18 protein-coding genes are annotated in these 15,294 nt (G+C 72.0%); 4 read left to right on the top strand and 14 right to left on the bottom strand.

The genetic code is table 11. The features are described 5' to 3' along the window. Positions 1-175 precede the first annotated feature (175 nt). The gene (locus JYK04_RS36385) at positions 176-619 is read left to right on the top strand and encodes a hypothetical protein (protein ID WP_189747640.1); all 444 of its coding nucleotides are present in this window, start codon (positions 176-178) and stop codon (positions 617-619) included. Between the two features lie 43 nt (positions 620-662). Here the strand turns inward: JYK04_RS36385 and JYK04_RS36390 are convergent, their stop codons facing one another. Both JYK04_RS36390 and JYK04_RS36395 read right to left on the bottom strand, forming a co-directional pair. After that, entirely contained in the window at positions 663-1,244 is a 582-nt protein-coding gene (locus tag JYK04_RS36390; protein WP_189747639.1) for a DUF2231 domain-containing protein, read from the bottom strand. Between the two features lie 136 nt (positions 1,245-1,380). Continuing rightward, positions 1,381-1,848, bottom strand: coding sequence for a hemerythrin domain-containing protein (locus JYK04_RS36395; RefSeq protein WP_189747637.1), 468 nt, complete (start codon positions 1,846-1,848; stop codon positions 1,381-1,383). Positions 1,849-2,354: 506 nt separating this feature from the next. On the opposite strand from JYK04_RS36395, the gene JYK04_RS36400 reads away from it, so the two are divergent. The 3 genes from JYK04_RS36400 (at position 2,355) to JYK04_RS36410 (ending at position 3,596) form a co-directional block, all read left to right on the top strand. Continuing rightward, positions 2,355-2,732 (top strand): DUF3618 domain-containing protein, encoded by a 378-nt coding sequence (locus JYK04_RS36400; protein WP_189747635.1) that lies wholly within the window; start codon positions 2,355-2,357, stop codon positions 2,730-2,732. Further along, on the top strand, positions 2,729-2,995 hold the full coding sequence (locus tag JYK04_RS36405) for a DUF4235 domain-containing protein (RefSeq protein WP_189747633.1): 267 nt from the start codon (positions 2,729-2,731) through the stop codon (positions 2,993-2,995). Before JYK04_RS36400 ends, JYK04_RS36405 begins: the two co-directional genes overlap by 4 nt. 238 nt (positions 2,996-3,233) lie before the next feature. Further along, positions 3,234-3,596, top strand: a complete 363-nt coding sequence (locus JYK04_RS36410) for a maleylpyruvate isomerase N-terminal domain-containing protein (protein WP_373317567.1) — start codon at positions 3,234-3,236, stop codon at positions 3,594-3,596. Between the two features lie 134 nt (positions 3,597-3,730). On the opposite strand, the gene JYK04_RS36415 is transcribed toward JYK04_RS36410, so the two are convergent. The 12 genes from JYK04_RS36415 to JYK04_RS36470 all read right to left on the bottom strand — a co-directional run bounded on the left by JYK04_RS36415 (position 3,731) and on the right by JYK04_RS36470 (position 15,103). Next, complete coding sequence (locus JYK04_RS36415) at positions 3,731-5,101, bottom strand: sialidase/neuraminidase family protein (RefSeq protein ID WP_189747631.1); 1,371 nt, start codon at positions 5,099-5,101, stop codon at positions 3,731-3,733. Between the two features lie 150 nt (positions 5,102-5,251). Continuing rightward, the gene (locus JYK04_RS36420) at positions 5,252-5,803 is read right to left on the bottom strand and encodes an MOSC domain-containing protein (protein ID WP_189747629.1); all 552 of its coding nucleotides are present in this window, start codon (positions 5,801-5,803) and stop codon (positions 5,252-5,254) included. A 7-nt stretch (positions 5,804-5,810) separates the two neighbouring features. Then, on the bottom strand, positions 5,811-6,044 hold the full coding sequence (locus JYK04_RS36425) for an acyl carrier protein (protein WP_189747628.1): 234 nt from the start codon (positions 6,042-6,044) through the stop codon (positions 5,811-5,813). A gap of 2 nt (positions 6,045-6,046) precedes the next feature. Then, on the bottom strand, positions 6,047-7,057 hold the full coding sequence (locus JYK04_RS36430; RefSeq protein ID WP_189747626.1) for an NAD(P)H-dependent flavin oxidoreductase: 1,011 nt from the start codon (positions 7,055-7,057) through the stop codon (positions 6,047-6,049). Then, positions 7,054-7,440, bottom strand: a complete 387-nt coding sequence (locus tag JYK04_RS36435; protein WP_189747624.1) for a class-II aminoacyl-tRNA synthetase family protein — start codon at positions 7,438-7,440, stop codon at positions 7,054-7,056. Before JYK04_RS36435 ends, JYK04_RS36430 begins: the two co-directional genes overlap by 4 nt. Before the next feature lie 468 nt (positions 7,441-7,908). Further along, entirely contained in the window at positions 7,909-8,823 is a 915-nt protein-coding gene (locus tag JYK04_RS36440) for a diiron oxygenase (protein WP_189747622.1), read from the bottom strand. Between the two features lie 5 nt (positions 8,824-8,828). Next, positions 8,829-9,743, bottom strand: a complete 915-nt coding sequence (locus tag JYK04_RS36445) for an inositol monophosphatase family protein (protein WP_229876915.1) — start codon at positions 9,741-9,743, stop codon at positions 8,829-8,831. A gap of 38 nt (positions 9,744-9,781) precedes the next feature. Then, positions 9,782-11,140: an aspartate aminotransferase family protein gene (locus JYK04_RS36450; protein WP_229876914.1), complete on the bottom strand. Its 1,359-nt coding sequence runs from the start codon at positions 11,138-11,140 to the stop codon at positions 9,782-9,784. A 102-nt stretch (positions 11,141-11,242) separates the two neighbouring features. Continuing rightward, a complete protein-coding gene (locus JYK04_RS36455; RefSeq protein WP_189747619.1) occupies positions 11,243-11,770 on the bottom strand; it encodes a dioxygenase family protein in 528 nt (175 codons plus the stop codon). Between the two features lie 225 nt (positions 11,771-11,995). Beyond that, positions 11,996-12,997, bottom strand: a complete 1,002-nt coding sequence (locus tag JYK04_RS36460; protein ID WP_189747617.1) for a phosphotransferase — start codon at positions 12,995-12,997, stop codon at positions 11,996-11,998. Positions 12,998-13,028: 31 nt separating this feature from the next. Further along, positions 13,029-13,979 carry an ROK family protein gene (locus JYK04_RS36465; protein ID WP_189747615.1) on the bottom strand — a complete coding sequence of 317 codons (951 nt, stop codon included), beginning with the start codon at positions 13,977-13,979 and terminating at the stop codon, positions 13,029-13,031. Next, on the bottom strand, positions 13,976-15,103 hold the full coding sequence (locus JYK04_RS36470; RefSeq protein ID WP_189747613.1) for a zinc-dependent alcohol dehydrogenase: 1,128 nt from the start codon (positions 15,101-15,103) through the stop codon (positions 13,976-13,978). Before JYK04_RS36470 ends, JYK04_RS36465 begins: the two co-directional genes overlap by 4 nt. Positions 15,104-15,294 lie beyond the last annotated feature (191 nt).

A 15,294-nucleotide genomic window follows, 5' to 3' on the forward strand; every position in this document is an offset into this window, starting at 1 on the left:
GGATGTGCTGCGTTCCGCCTGGACTTCGCCTGCCCCGCTTTCACCGCTTCACGCACCCGGATCGAAGGCAGGACCGGGACGGCACCCGCCATGTGGTGCCCGGGTCGTGAGGATGCCTTGCTCCGTACGGCTCAATCGGCGGCTCGGGAAGGCCCCTTGAGGGCAGAAGATCACCATGGACAGCAATCGCGAGATGGACCCGGAGAACCGGGTGCCCGAGGGCGTCGACGAGAAGACACTGCGCGCCCTGGGTGCGCTCTCGAAGGCTCTGGAGACCACGGAGCGGGCCCGCGGGCACCTCTACGGATTCCACCAGCTGACCGGGACCGCTGACTTCGAGCTCGGCGACGCCGTCCGGCTCTTGCGCGAGGCGGGCCACGAGGAGCAGGCCGCACGCCTCGAGCGCGACATCGTGGGCCGCAACGTCATCCCGGGACACTGGACGTTCCAGATCATCGAGGCCTACGACTCCACCTATCACCGGCCCTTCACCGCGATGGAAGGCGACATCGTCGACGAGCTGGCCGGCGGGCGTGAGCACCTCCTGGAGGCCCGCCTCAAGACGATCCGCCGCACCCACGGCCATCCGGACCACACCGCCACGCCGCCCGCCTCCTGAAACGAGGGCCGAGTCCGGAGGGAGGGGAGCCCGCCGGTGTCGCTCATGTTGCCGGGTACCCTCCGACCGCCCGGCGATGGGCCACGTGCCCGCCCAGGGCGCCGGTGACGGCGACGGCGGCCAGCCCGCCGAGGGACCACAGCCGGCCCTTCGCCGGGCGGCCGCGCAGCCGCGACGTCAGGGACATGGCGTAGCAGGCCACCGCGGCCGCGTTCGAGGCCGCGTGGGCCAGGCCGACCCGGGCCTGTTCGGGAGGCAGGTCCGCCCAGTCCACCCAGCCGGCCACCGCTGCCGGGGCGATCCCGGCCAGTCCGACGGCGGTGAGGGTCGTGCTCGCCCGCTGCGTCGCGGGTACGACGTCCAGCACGGCGGACGAGAGCCAGCACCCGATGGGTACCTGCACCAGGACGGGATGCAGGGGGTGACCGAGCGGCCTGCCACGCAGCAGATCACGCAACCCGCCCAAGGGGAGTGCGCGGATGCCCCGCTGGAGCACCCGGATCGCCGGATCGGCGACCGTGGTCCGTTCGAGCCGGTCCAGCGCGGTCAGCCACCGGGTCGAGGCAGTGTCGAGTACTGAGGTCCGCCCGGTCACGGCCGAGGCATCGAGGGTGTGTGCGTTCATACTCGACGCCTACCCGGTGTCACGCCGCGATCCCGCCCCGGTCCCCACTGGCACCCGAACGACCAGCCTCCCGCCGGGGCGCTCGCGCGGGCATGTCCATGCCCTCGGATCCCGGCCCTCCGGACGGCTGGAGAGGTCATGCGCTGGGGACGGCCAAGGGATCGGGCGGGGCGGTCTTCTTCGCCGCTTCCATCTGCTCGCCGAGTTCGGTGAGGCGGTTGCGGCCCATGGCCTTGCGGACTCCGGGGAACCACTCCTTCTCCTCCTCCTCGACGTGGTGGCGGACGTTTTCCATGAGGACCGTCATCTTGGCGTCGAACCGCTCGTCGCTCGCGTCGAGACCCTTGAGTTCGGAGAGCATCCACAGCACGACGTGGTGCTCCTCGATGCTTTCCAGGACGTGGTCCTTGGTCTCGGGGTCGGCCTCGCGGGCGGCGGGGTAGAAGATCTTCTCCTCGATCCAGGTGTGCGTGGTGAGTTCCTCGATCACCTGGTCGGCGATCCTCCGCTTCGTGGCGTACGCGTTGTCGCCGGCCTTCTCGAACTGCTTGAACAGCTTCTCGACCGTCTTGTGGTCTTCCTTGAGCAGCACGATCCCGTCCACCAGGTCTCCTTCGATCGTCCGTCGGGGGCGTGGCCGACCGCCCTGACGCGTGTACCCGGTGGGGTGGTGGTGACACTGTCGGCCGGGCGGGATGCCTCGTACGGACGACCTTCCCTACGCCGAACGCCGACGTTTTCCCAGCCTGTCGGGTGGACCCGGCCCCGGCGCGGCCCGGGCGCGGGGCCGGGGCAGGCACGGATCAGAGGGCGGCGGAGAACCGGTCCCAGGCCCCGTGCACGCCCAGCGCTGCGATAGCCGGAGGGCCGCCCGAGGGCGCCGAACTCTATGTCCGGCCGCGCGGACCCGTGCCTGGGGCGATCAACCGTGCCGCCTGCGCAGAAGGATCTGTTCGTGGCGTGGGTGCTCGTGCGTTTACCGGGTAGGCGCGCTATGAGAACGGCGTGCGCATCGCAAGAGGGGTCCCCGAGGCCGGCGCATCCGTTTCCGGAGCAGACAATCGACAGCGTCAGGGCCGACCCGGCCGCGATCAAGGAGAAAACGTTCCGATGACGAACGAACCCCGAACCGCTATCGGCACACCCACCCCCGACGAACTGCGCGAGCAGGTCGAGCGCACCCGCGACGGACTCGGTCAGACCATCGAGGCGCTGGCGGACAAGGCCGATATCACGGCACAGGCACGAGAGAAGGCGGCCGCCGTGAAGGAACAGGCCGCCGCAACGGCCGGCGTGGTCGCCGACCGGATCCGTACGAAGACCCTGCATGTGGCGCAGCTGGTCAAGGACACGACGCCCGAGCCGGTTCTGGACAAGGCGGGCCGGGCCGCGAGCGTGGCACGGGCCAACCGCAAGCCGCTGCTCGTGGCCGGCGGCGCCGCTCTGATCGTCCTTCTGTTGGTGCGGCGCGGCCGCCGAAGCCGATGAAAGCGTCCGAGGTCGCGTACAAGCCGGTGGGCCTTGCCCTGGGTGCGGTCAGCGGCATGATCGCGGGGGCGGCGTTCAAGCAGGTCTGGAAGATCGTCGAAGGGGAAGGCGATGCTCCCAGCGCCACGGACGAAGACCGCTCCTGGACGCAGATCCTGATCGCCGCCGCCATCCAGGGCGCGATCTTCGCCGTGGTCAAGGCCGCTGTCGACCGCTCGGGTGCCGTGGCCACACGTCGCGTGACGGGCACCTGGCCGGGCTGACCCCCGCGCGGACCCGCGCGGCCGTCCTCCGGGCCGGTGCGTTCTGGTACGGCCGCCGACGCAGCGCGCGGCGCAGGGCCCCTGTCCGGCCGCCGACCGAGCGGAATCCCGTGGCGCGGAGGCCGCGTGTGAGGCGGCCCGGCGCGCTCCAGGACGCGAGGCACGTGGTGGCCGCCCGTGGAACTCAGGGGAAAGCCCCATATCCGAGAGTCTTGAGTTTTCCGCCCTGCTGCAACTGATCGACGAGCGGTCGGCCGCGTTCCGGAGTGCGGTTGCCGCCGCGCCCGGCCTTGACGCGCCGGTGCCGTCCTGCCCCGAGCGGACGTTGTTCGATCTGGTGCACCACCTGGGTACGGGCCAGCGCTGGTGGGCCGCGATCGTCGCCGCGGGCCCCGCCGAGGCTCCGCCGGCCGAGGACGCCGCGGAGGTGCCGCACGAGCCCGCCACCATCCGCTACCACGCCACCGAGGGCCGCTCCTGGCTCCTCGCGCCGGACGGCACCGGCGCCTGGCCCGCACCCCTCACGGACGACGCCGCGCCCGCCTCCGCTTCGGCCACGGGCACGGCCGAGCAGCTGATCGCCTGGGAGCCCGAGGAGTAGCCGGCCCATACCGTCGGCGGACGGCCAGTACGGCCTCGTACAGCTCGGGCCCGAGCGCCTCCCGCAGCACTGCCGACTCAGCCAGAACGGGGATGTGGCGATGTGGCTACGACCAGGCTTTCTGTCAGGTGCTCTTAATCGGCGGCGGAGGCCGGATCGTCGAGTTCGTGCAGCCCCGCCGGGTCCTCGTCGGTCAGCAGCTCCCCGGTCGCGGTGACGAAGCGCTGGCCGTGGCCCCGGTGGACGCAGAGGAGTTGGTCGCGGGTTCCGGTCCGGTCCCGGTGCACGGCCAGCGCCGGACCGTACTTGCTGCTGTGCCCCGGCATCGCGGTGTCCGTGCTCCACCCTGCTCCGTCGAAGGCGGACCACCACAGCTGCTGGCGGGCGGGGTCCCGGTGGACGCACATCAGCTTGCCGTCGAAGACGGCGAGGCCGATGTTGCTCCGGGTGCGGTGGCCGGGCAGCGCGCCCTCGGAGGTCCAGGCGGTGCCGCGCAGCCTGGTCCAGTGGATCGCCCCGTCCTTGGGGTTGCCGTACAGCAGGTGCAGGTCGCCGTCGTACACGGCGAGCGCCGGGGACCTCGTGGTGGCGCAGCCGGGGACGGGTTCGGGGGTTGTCCAGCTGCGGCCGTCCCTGCTGGTGGTGACCATGATCCGCTGGGCGGCGTCGGCGTAGGCGAGGTGGAGTGCGTCGCGGAAGACGGTCAGCGCCGGGCCGTAGACGCTCTCGGCGTCCGGGACCGGCCGATCCGGCGTCCAGGCATCACCGTCGTACGAGGTCAGCGCCATGCCCCAATCGCCCGAGCCGCCGCGGTGCGCGCAGTACAGGCGGTCCCGGTACACGGCCAGGGCCGGGCTGCCCAGGGTGTGGTGACCGGGGAACGGCTGGTCCCCGGACCAGCTGCCGTCCGCGCGGTGGGCGGTCCACCACAGGTCGGGGTTGTCGCCCCGGCCCTGGTAGACGCAGTACAGGTCATCGCGGAAGACGGCCAGGGCCGGTGTTTCGGAGGCGTAGCGCGCCGTGAACTGAACGTCGGCTCCCCAGCCTTCGCCCGGTTCGAACACGCTGAACCACAGGCCGGTCTCGCGCGGCGGCGCGTTGAGGGCCACGGGGGCGAGGAGGGTGGGCGCGGCCCATGGCGAGACCAGCTCGCACCCGGCACCCCGAGCGGCCGCCCCGATCTGTCCGGCGCGTCCGGCCAGCCCCGCGCCGACGGTTTTGGCGAGGGCCTCGGGCAGTGAGCCGGCGACCACTTCCTCCACCAGGCGGGGGAAGCCGCTGTCGGGCCCGGTGCTGTTGGGGCGTGCGAGGCGGTCGGCGGCGAGCTGGTCGAGGCGGAGGGCGAAGCCCCACTCCAGCAGTCGGACGGAGACGGCCGCCCCCGCCGCGGCGAGCTCCGCGCCCACCCGTTCCGCGTTCTCGACGGCCTTGGACGACGGAGCGTCCGCGCCGAACTCCGGTGCCTTGCCGCTCTGCCGCCCGGGGGCGGCGCCTTCGATCGCCATGCTGTCCTCCTGTCTGCTGGGCCACGGGGCGGAAGGCCGCATTCCGCGCGGCGCGCGGGCAAACCGTTCCGATCCGCGGATTGACATGGACGCTTGCGGCCCGTTTCCGGCCAGGGGATGCACTGGTGGTGGCGGGCATCCGTGCCGTCCTCAGGGAAGGTCGGACGTAACGGGGGGCGCGAGCTGCCGCGCGTCGTGCGGCAGCGGGAGGATCCGGTCGCCCACTCGGATCGTCCCGCCGCGGACCACTTCGGCCCGCAGGCCGCCGCGGTGCAGCAGGCCGCGGATCAGGCCGGGGCGGACCAGCTGTTCGAGACGGGCGCAGGGTTCGCTGAGTTTGAGTCCGCGCAGGACCACCACGCCGATCCGGAACTCCTGGTCCACCAGAGGGTTGAGCCGGATCTCGCGGCAGACGAGGTTGCGTCGGCATTCGGCGGGGGTGAGCGTGATGCCGTGTTCGCGGGCCAGGGCCTCGAGCGCCTCGGCCTCGATGAGGGTGACGTCGCAGACCCCGGACGCCCGGCCGGTGCCCCGGCGCCGGGGCCTGGGGCCCTCGCCCGCCCAGTAGTTGCGGTCTCCCGCCAGCCCGCGGCCGGTCACTGCGCGGGCCTCTGCAACGCGGAAGGTGGGCTCCCCGGTGCGCGCGGCGAGGTGCAGGGAGGTGACCCGGCCGGGTCCGTACGGCGGCGGGGACTGTGCCATGGGCGGCTCACCCCTTCAGGAAGTGGTCCGTGAGGGACCGAAGGGTGCGGAACTGGTTCACGTCGATCTGGTCGAGCTGCAGCTCCCGGCCGATCAGGTCCTCCAGCAGCAGGATGAACTCCATGAAGCCGAGCGAGTCGATCAGCCGGTTCTCGATCAGGTCGAGGTCCTCCGGGATCTCCTCGACGGTGGGGTTGCGTTCGCGCAGCCAGTCCACGACCGGCTTGGTCACGTCATCCATGGTCACCTCTCCTGGATCCGGTGCGGCTGGCGGGAGTCCGTCGGGGGCCGGCGTGCGCTCTCGTACTCCAGGCGCACCCGGGCAACGGTGACGGCGGCCGGGTGCAGGGCGGTGACGCGGGTGCAGGACCGACCGCAGTACATGGCCATCTGCTCGATGTGGCCGGTGGTGGCCTCGCTCGGAGCCGCCGCGCCGTAGCGCGGTACCGGGTGCTCCCGGCCGTCCACCCGGGTGGTGGCGATGAAGGTGGCCGGGGCGCGGTCCGAGGCGCTGGTGAGGGCATTGCGCAGGACGCGGTGCGGGCGGTTCGGCCAGCCGATGTCGAAGAGGGAGGTGATGAGGGTGTCGTCGGCCACGGCCTCGACCACCCGGCGTTTGAACTCCGGGTGCGCGGTGGATTCTGCGGCCGGGACGAACAGGGTGCCGGCCATGGCCCCGTCCGCGCCGCGCGCCACGGCCTCCGCGAGGTCCTCTCCGGTGGCGATCCCGCCCGCGACGGCCAGCACCGCGTGCGGGTGGCGGGCCCGGACGGCGGCCAGGAGGACGTCCGCGGGCAGTCGGCCGAGCAGGTGGCCGCCGGCTTCGGTGCCCTGGAGGACCAGGACCGCCGCGCCCTGCCCAAGGGCCGTGTCGGCGTCCTCGAGGGTGCCGACCTGGACCACCAGTGGGTGTCCGGCTGCCCGCACGGCCTGGGCCGCGTCGGCGTCGGGCAGCCCGAACGAGGTGACGAAGCCGCCCCGGGGCAGTTCGGGCAGGACGGCCCGGAGCTGGTCCAGGCAGCCGGCCGGCCCGGTGACCTCGGGGACCACGTTCACCCCGAACGGGCGGCCGGTGGCGGCCGCCACTTCCCGGACCAGCCGGGCGGCCCGTGCGGGTGCTTCCTTGTACAGCGCGAGGGTCCCGCCCGCTCCGGCCCGGGACACCTCGGCGCACAGGGCGGGGCCGGCGACGGCGCCCATCCCGGCTTGGAGGAGGGGCAGTTCGAGGCCGAGCCGGGTGGACAGCCGGGTCACGAGCGTTCCCCCGTCTGCCGTACCGCGCGGTGCGCGGCGGCCAGGTCCCCTTCGAAGAGGTCGCCCAGGACGTGCACCCAGCGTTCCAGGCCGAAGGCGACGCAGCCGGTGAAGGCCGGGCGGCCCGCGTGGCTGATGGCGCGACGCTCGCCGAAGAAGTTGCGGTGGTGGTTGGTGGACGCGATGGCGGTGCCGTCGGTGTGCAGGTACTCGTCCTTGACGGGGGCGAGCAGCTGCATGACGGTGCGGGCGCCGTCCTTCTCGAAGAACGGGTCGGTGGCGGGCTGCCGGTCCAGGGTGAGGCCGAGGGCCGCGCCGAAGGCGAGGATCCGCTCCTGGTGCCGGTGAAGGTGGTTCGTACGGCTTCGGCGGAGCCGACGCACACGATTTCCCTCATGGTGAAACCCCAGAGCCTGCGCAGCCCGTCCTGGTGGTCCTCGTTGCGGAAGCATTGCGCGACGGTGGTGATCAGGACGGTGTTGTCGGCGCTGGTGCCGGTGAGGTGCAGGAAGCAGCCGTAGCAGGCAGCGGAGGGCAGCACGTGGGTGGCGTCGGCCAGATCGGCGGCAGGCAGTGCGGTGGTGGCCCCGGGCGGAGCCGCGGCGAGGGCGGCCAGCCGGTCGGGGCGGATCCGGGTGACCGGGCTGCCCAGGTGCGGGAAGTTGCGGAAGTAGTCGAGGGACCGCAGGTCTTCGGCTCGCAGCAGCGGCGGGTAGCTCCGCTGCCGGGCTCCGGCCTCGGTGCCCCAGCGGGTGAACACCGCGTCGAGTGCGTCCCTCAGCAGAACGGCGGGTTCGTCGAGGGTGGCGAGTCCGTCCCGGACCGACCAGGTGGTCCCGGTGGCCGTGGGGTCAGTGACGGGCATCGAACACCCCGATCCGGTGGAGGAAGTCGGTGGTCTTGTGCAGGGCCTTGGCGTGGGCGGCCTGCCGGGCGGGGTGGGCGAGCAGTCGCCGGCGCAGCGCGAAGCCGTTCGCGAGGCCCGCGTCCCGGTAGACGGCCGGGTTGTAGAAGGACTCCATGCTGGTGGTGATGTAGCGGCCGAGATAGCTGCGCAGTTCGAGCCGGGTCGCCTCGTCCAGGCCGCTGTCGAGGAGCCGCTCCCACAGCAGTTGCACCAGGCGGCGGCCGAAGGCGATGTGCCGGGACTCGTCCTGGTGGTGCAGCCGGTTGATGTGCCGGATGGTCGCGTGCAGTCGGCGGTCGGCGGCCAGCTGGACGTTGTAGTGGTCGACGATCTGCTCGAAGATCAGGATCCGGGCGAAGACGAGGAAGTTCTCGATGTCCGGGTCGCGCGGGGCCTCGGGCAGTCTGACCGACTTGTCGGGGTAGATCTTGTCGGCGTACTTGAGGCAGAAGGTGGCGAAGAACCACATGTGGTCGTTCTCCTCGCCGATGAAGTGGTGGAAGAACTCGGAGGGGAGCTCGAAGCCGGGCGTGTGGATGCGCCGGGTGACCTCGATGAGCAGTTCGCGGATCCCGTGCACGTTGAGGCTGTAGAAGTTGATGCTCTCCCACCGGCACAGGGCCTGGATCCGGTCGGGGCCCAGTTCGTCCATCAGCTCGGTTCCGTGGACGGAGAGCAGTTCGGGGGACATCCAGAGCCCGTCGGCGGGGATCGTGGGCGGCCAGTCGAATGTGGTGAACGGGTTGTAGTAGTCCGCGGTGGCCTTGTCGGAGAGCCGGTCGAGCAGGGCCCTGAACTCGGTGTCGTCGGCGGTGGCGGTGCCGGCCGATCCGGCGGGCGGGGTGTTCCGGGGGCGCATGGGCGTCACTCCTTCCATCGGACGGCCGACAGCAGGGCCCGATGCAGCTCGGGGGTGGATGCGGCCACGCAGGACCGCTGGTTGTCGATGCTCAGGTCGGTCAGGACGGTGTCGCCGAGCGGCTGTCCGTAGCCGTCGGTGATGACTGCCCCGGCGCGCTCGGCGAGGAAGACGGCCGCCGCGATGTCGTACGGGAACAGGTGCAGGACCCGGCCGTTGCCGACGCGTTCGAACTCGGGCAGCAGCGCCGGGTCGTCACGCAGCAACCGGTTGCCGATGTCCACGTACGCGTCGAGCTGGCCCGTGAGCAGCCGGGAGACGGACCAGGTGGCGCTGTTGAAGACGAAGACCCCGCCGGTGTTGGCCGAGCGGTCGATGAGGTGGCCGTAGGCCTCGGTCATCAGGCGGGCCGGGTGGCCGTTGAACTCCAGCGACCAGAACATCCGCGCGGGGTCGGTGGTGCGGGTCAACGCCGGTACGGGGCGGTCGTAGCCGTGCGCAGTGATGCCGGGCGTCGCCAGGTCCCCGTAGAGGTAGGCACCCGTGCGCAGTTCCATCAGCAGCGCTTGCTCGACGTCGGCGATGCGCGGGCGCTGCGACATACGGGCGACGGCGACCGAGACGGTGGCCGACTCCAGGCCGGCGACGGCAGGCCGGGTGCCGTCGATGGGGTCGACGACCAGCAGGTGGGCCGGGTCCGTGCCGTGGTACTGCAGGCCGCGGTCCTCGGAGTAGACGGCGACGGGCAGGTCGTGACCGACGACGTACTTCCAGACGGCGGCCTCCGCGACCTCGTCGAGGCCGAACTGGGCGTCCCCGCCCGGCGAATGGCCTCGGATCAGGCGGCTGCCGGCCCGGTGCCGGGCGGTCAGAACGGCCTCGCGGACGGCACCGGCGAGGCCGGTCACGTACTGTCGCACAGCTGCGGCCTCAGAGGCGCTGCCGTGCTCGGGGCCGGTCATGCGGCGGCCTCGGCGGCGAAGAGGGCTTCGAGCCTGTCGCAGAGCAGATCGGCCTCGGCGCGGGTGAGGATCAGCGGCGGGCGGATCTTGATCACGTTGCCCCGGCCGTAGCGGGAGGTGCGAAGGATCAGGCCGTGGTCCATCCCGCGTTGGGCGAGGGCTTGGGCCCGTTCGCTGTGTGGGCGGCCCCGGTCGTCGCCGATCTCGATCCCGATCATCAGGCCGAGGCCTCGCACGTCCACGACGGCGGGGTGCAGGGCGGCCAGTGCGCGCAGCCGTTCCATGATGTGGGCGCCGACCTCCCGGACGTTCTCCAGGAAGCCGGGGCGGCCTATCACCTCGAGGGTGGTGGCCGCGGCGGCAGCGGCGAGGACGTTGCCGCCGTAGGTGAAGGAGTGGTGGTCGGCGCTGAGCCCGGACATCCGCTCGTCGGCGACGATGGCCGCGATCTGGGCGCCGGAGCCGCCGAGGCCCTTGGCGGTGGTCAGGATGTCGGGGCGGACCCCGTAGTGCTCTGCGGCGAACATCCGGCCGACCCGGCCGATGCCGGTCTGGATCTCGTCGAAGACGAGTGCGATGCCCCGTTCGTCGCACAAGGCGCGCAGCGCGGGCAGGTAGCCGTCGGGGGGCACGATGTTGCCGCCGCTGCCGGAGACCGGTTCGACGACCACGCAGGCGACGCTGCCGGAACCGGCATGGTCGAGGAAGTCGTTGATGCGCTCGACGCAGAGCATGCCGCAGCTGTCGGGGCCCGCCTGGCGGTAGAAGCAACGCAGGCAGTAGGGGTCGGGGACCTGGAGCACGCCGGGCATCAGATGTGGGAACGGGGCCTTGCGGAAGGACTCGCCCGACATGGTCGTCGTCATCATGGTCTGGCCGTGGTGGCTGCGGAACAAGGTGACGACGTCGCGGCGGCCGGTGGCGAGCTGCGCCATCTTGACCGCGCCCTCGTTGGCGGTGGAGCCGCCCGACACCTTGAGGTGCACCTTGGTCAGGTTCGGCGGCGTGACCTCGACCAGCCGCCGGACCAGCTCGTTGACGGGGGCGGTCTGGAAGGTCGAGGTGGTGTGCACCAGCCGTTCGGCCTGGTCGCGCATGGCCTTGACCACTTCGGGGTGTCCGTAGCCGAGGCTCAGGTTGAAGGTGCCGGACGCGCAGTCCAGGTACTCGTTGCCGTCGGTGTCGTACAGGTGGACGCCTTCGCCGTGGTCCATCTCGTACGCGCTGACCGGGTAGTACAGGTGGTTCTGCGCGTAGCTCAGGGCATCGCCGCGGACGTCGCTCCGGGCACCGATTCGCGTATCACTCCCGGCATCGCTCTGCGTATCGCATTGGGCGCGCATGAGATCAGCCATGTGTCTCCTGTCGACTTCCGTCCCGCAGACTTGGTGGACGGCGGATATCGATATCTCCGGGCAGCGGACCAGAAGGTTCCCTATGGATTCGATGGCCGGATTTCACACGTCCAGAACGAAGGTGAATGCGGCGTCCCACCCCTCGGACGTCTCCCGCACATCCATCAGGCATTCTGGCCGGAAATATTTGTCAAGATGGTTTCGGCGTTCTCCGGGGAAATACAGCATCGTGGTCAGTACGGTTCCGCCGGGCGGCTGCACCTTCACGTGCACGTGCCGCGTCCGCCCCGGGTACACGGCAGGCAGCACCGTCTCCAGCCGCCACCGTCCCTCGGCGTCGGCGAACTGGTGGCCACGCAGCCGAAAACCGTCGTCGTCGTAGACCCCGGTGTCCCCGACCTGCCAGAAGTCGAGCAGGGTGCCGCCGATCGGCTTGCCCTCGGGGGTGCGCACGGCGCCGTGCAGCAGCATCGGAACGCCTCCTGCCACATCGCCCCGGAAGCTGGTCCTGCAGGGGGTGTCGGGCTTGTAGTACGGCCCTTCGCGCAGGGCGGGTGTGGGCGGCGTCCCGTTGCAGCGAACGGTCGGCGTGAGCGTCTTCAGGTCATTTCCCGGACTTCCGTTCTCCACGGCGGAATTCTCCCTTGGTCGAGGATCTTCACTTCCGTCCAGGGAGACTAACCGGCATTCCCGATGTTGAGAAGAAGGCCCTGTGTCACCTCTTCGCCATTTGTTGGACGCCTATTGCCAGGGCTTCCGTGGTTCGCGCGAACAGCAGTCGTCTCCTGGGAAGAGAGCGGCGCACGGGCCGGATGGGGCAGGGAGACAATCGGTGGCGCGCTCGTCCGTCCGCACTCAGTGCCGGTCGGCGGCGGACCGGCACAGCGCGGCGCGGGCGCGGGCGAAGTAGGCCGGGTCGGGTGGTGCGGTGAGGATGTCGGCGAGTGCGAAGAGGTCCAGTGTCCGGCTGAGCCGCAACCAGTCCACGGGCAGCCGGCCGTTCCCGTCCCGGAAGCCCTCGACGAAGCCCGCGGTGAAGGCCGGCGGGTACTCGTGGGCGAAGCGCAGCATGTTCCCGACGTCGAAGAGCGGGGAGCCGCTGAAGGCGAGTTCCCAGTCGAGCACGGCGGCCACCGCCCACTGCCCGCCGCGCCGTTGGACCAGGACGTTCTTCGGGTTGAAGTCGCAGTGCACCAGGCTGCGTTCACCCGCCACGGCGGCGAGTGCCCGGGGCCCCCGGCGGGCCAGGTCACGCAGTGCGGCCGCATCCGCCCCGCTCAGCGGCCCGTCCGCAGCCGAGGCCGCCAGACAGCGGTCGACGAAACCGGGCAGGTCGCCCAGAGGGGCCGTGGCGTCCGGGGCCGGGACCAGCGAAGAGTCTCCGAAGGCGCCGGGGCGGGGCAGCCTGACCCGGCCGATCCGCGCCAGCACTGCGCCGACGGCCCGGCCCAGGGCCCTCGCTTCGCCGCTCACCGGGCCGTCCGCGAGCACCCGGCTGAGCGGGGTCCCGTCCACGAACCGGTAGAGCAGGGTCGGGCGACCGGTGGCCCGGCCGTGCGGATCGGCCGCGACCACCGTGGTCACCGGGACGGTACTGGCCGCCGCCCGGTCGAGGACGGCGACCTCCACCGCACAGGTGTTGCGTGGGACCCGACTGCCGCTGGGCCGGTAGCGGCGCAGCACGTAGCGCTCCGCTCCCGGTGCGTCGGCGGGCTGGGCCGTGAGCAGGGCCATGTCGTTGGTGAACCCGCCGGGCAGCGGGTTCACCTCGTGCAGCCGGGCGCCGGGCAGGGCGTGCCGGGTCAGCCAGGCGCGGGTGGCGGGGTCGAGGAGGCCCACCGGATCGGGGCGCGTCACATCGGCCAGCCTGCCCGGCCCGGGGCTGACCTCATGCCTCGGTTCCCCCCGATGGCCCAGGGCCGGACCACGGCCGCTGCCGCGCGGCGGCGGCCGCCCCGGCGGCCAGGACCAGTCCGCCCGCCGGTCCGGCGAGGCGGCCGAGCCGGGCCGGGACCACGAATTCCTCGGTCGCGTGCTCGGGCAGCCCGGGGTATCCCGCCAGCGCCGCGGCCAGTTCGGCGCGGAGCAGGGGGAACAGCCCGGGGAGTTCCGCGACGCCGCCTCCGATCACGATCCGCTGGGGCGCGGTCGTGTAGACGATGTTGCGCAGCCCCGCGGCGAGGTAGGCCACTTCCAGCCGCAGCGCCTCGCGCAGGGTTTCGCCGGTCAGTTCTTCGGCCGGGGTCCCCCAGCGGGCTTCCATCGCCTCGCCGCCCGCCAGCCCCTCCCAGCAGTCGCCGTGGAAGGGGCAGGAGCCGGGGAAGGCGTCGTCCGCGATCCGGGGCACCGCGAGGTGGCCCATCTCGGTGTGGACCAGGCCGCTGACCACCTTGCCGCCGATCACCGCGCCGCCGCCGATGCCGGTGCCGACGGTGAGGTAGACGTAGGTGTCCAGGCCGCGCGCCGCGCCCCAGCGGCCCTCGCCGAGGGCCGCGCCGTTGACGTCGGTGTCGATGCCCACCGGCACGCCGAGCGCGGCGGCGACAGGGCCGGCGACGTCCACCCCGGACCAGCCGGGTTTCGGGGTGGCGGCGAGATGGCCGAACTTGGCGTGGTCCGGGCGTAGTTCGAGGGGCCCGAAGGAGGCGATGCCGATCGCGTCCACCGGTCCGGTCGCGGCGGCCGTCTCCTGGAAGAAGGCGATGGCCCGGGCCAGGGTGGGGCCCGGTTCGCCGGTCGGGAACCGGATCTCGGCCTCGATCCGGTCGGGCGCCGAGCCGACCAGGCAGACGAACTTGGTCCCTCCGGACTCGATCGACCCGAGCCGGGGCGCGCTCACGCGCCCACCGGCCAGCCGTCGCTGCCGACCGGGCCGGAGTGCGAGCGGATGACGACCTTGAGCGCGTCGTAGCGCGGTGGCCGTCCGGTGGCGCCGTACCCGTCGCCCTGGGCGAGACCGCCGAGCGCGGCGAAGGCCTCTGCGTGACGTTCGAGCGGAAACTCGTGCGTCACCAGCCGCTCCAGGACCGGTACGGCACCGACGCCGGGTCGTCGTGGGTCGCCCAGCTCGGCGGCCAGGTCCACGGCGACCGGGAAGATGTCGGCTCGGTAGTCCCCGGCGCCGATCAGCCGGATCCCCCGGTTGGTGAGCCGGAGCGGGCGCAGCGGCACGGTGTAGGTGTCGTCGAAGCCCATGACCACGACCCGGCCGCCGTCGTCGACCAGCCGCAGCGCCGAGTCGAGGCCGGTGCCGGAGGTGTCGAAGACGACGGAGGGACGCTCGCCGCCCGAGGCCTTCACCACGGCTTCGGCCGGATCTGCATCGGCCACGTCCACCACGTGCGTGAACCGTTCGCGGGCCTGCTCCAACCGGTAGCCGTCCGGTTCGGCGACGGTGACCCGGCGTGCCTGGCGGGCGGCGACGAGTGCGGTCAGCATCCCGATCGGGCCCGCGCCGAGAACCACCACGGTGTCGTCGAAGGTGACGGAGGCGGCCTCGACGTTGTTCAGGACGCAGGCGAGCGGCTCGATCAGGACCGCGCTGTGGAAGGGCAGCCCGGCGGGGATCCGTTCGACGAAACGTTCCGGCAGGGTCACGGCCTCCGCGTACGTTCCGTCCCGGTCGACGCCGACCTCGGTCCCGGCCTTGTGACGGCAGAAGTTGGTCGCGCCCCGACGGCACGGAACGCACCACCCGCAGTACAGCGTGGGGTTGACCACCACCCGGTCCCCTACCCCGACCGAACGCACCTGCGGCCCGGTCTCCCGCACCACACCCACCGACTCGTGCCCGAGCACCACGCCCGGACGGGCCGGGAACCGCCCGAGCAGGATCTTGCGGTCCGTCCCGCAGACCCCCGTACCAACGATCTCCACCACGACGTCATCACCGGTCACGAGTTGGGCGGCGGGCCGGTCCTGCAGTTCGGCGGAGCCGGGACCCTGATACACGAGAGCGCGCACGAGACCTCCCCATCGGTGTTCGGGAGGGCGACGCTAGCGCAGCCGGACGCGGCCGGACACGACGCCTCTGAGCCACTCCGTGTCCGAGGCCGGCGGGCCGGAGCCCGGCGGCTTCCGAGCCGACCGGCATGTCGGCTGGTCAGGGCCTCGAGTACGGTCCGTCCAGGTGTTGATGGACGACAGGCGTCCAG

This window comes from Streptomyces nojiriensis (assembly GCF_017639205.1).
Lineage (GTDB): Bacteria > Actinomycetota > Actinomycetes > Streptomycetales > Streptomycetaceae > Streptomyces > Streptomyces nojiriensis.

Excerpts from the sequence above, each read along its gene's own strand:
- JYK04_RS36385 (WP_189747640.1), top strand. The coding sequence starts at position 176 with ATGGACAGCAATCGCGAGATGGACCCGGAGAACCGGGTGCCCGAGGGC.
- JYK04_RS36390 (WP_189747639.1), bottom strand. The coding sequence starts at position 1,244 with ATGAACGCACACACCCTCGATGCCTCGGCCGTGACCGGGCGGACCTCA.
- JYK04_RS36400 (WP_189747635.1), top strand. The coding sequence starts at position 2,355 with ATGACGAACGAACCCCGAACCGCTATCGGCACACCCACCCCCGACGAA.
- JYK04_RS36405 (WP_189747633.1), top strand. The coding sequence starts at position 2,729 with ATGAAAGCGTCCGAGGTCGCGTACAAGCCGGTGGGCCTTGCCCTGGGT.
- JYK04_RS36415 (WP_189747631.1), bottom strand. The coding sequence starts at position 5,101 with ATGGCGATCGAAGGCGCCGCCCCCGGGCGGCAGAGCGGCAAGGCACCG.
- JYK04_RS36420 (WP_189747629.1), bottom strand. The coding sequence starts at position 5,803 with ATGGCACAGTCCCCGCCGCCGTACGGACCCGGCCGGGTCACCTCCCTG.
- JYK04_RS36425 (WP_189747628.1), bottom strand. The coding sequence starts at position 6,044 with ATGGATGACGTGACCAAGCCGGTCGTGGACTGGCTGCGCGAACGCAAC.
- JYK04_RS36440 (WP_189747622.1), bottom strand. The coding sequence starts at position 8,823 with ATGCGCCCCCGGAACACCCCGCCCGCCGGATCGGCCGGCACCGCCACC.
- JYK04_RS36450 (WP_229876914.1), bottom strand. The coding sequence starts at position 11,140 with ATGGCTGATCTCATGCGCGCCCAATGCGATACGCAGAGCGATGCCGGG.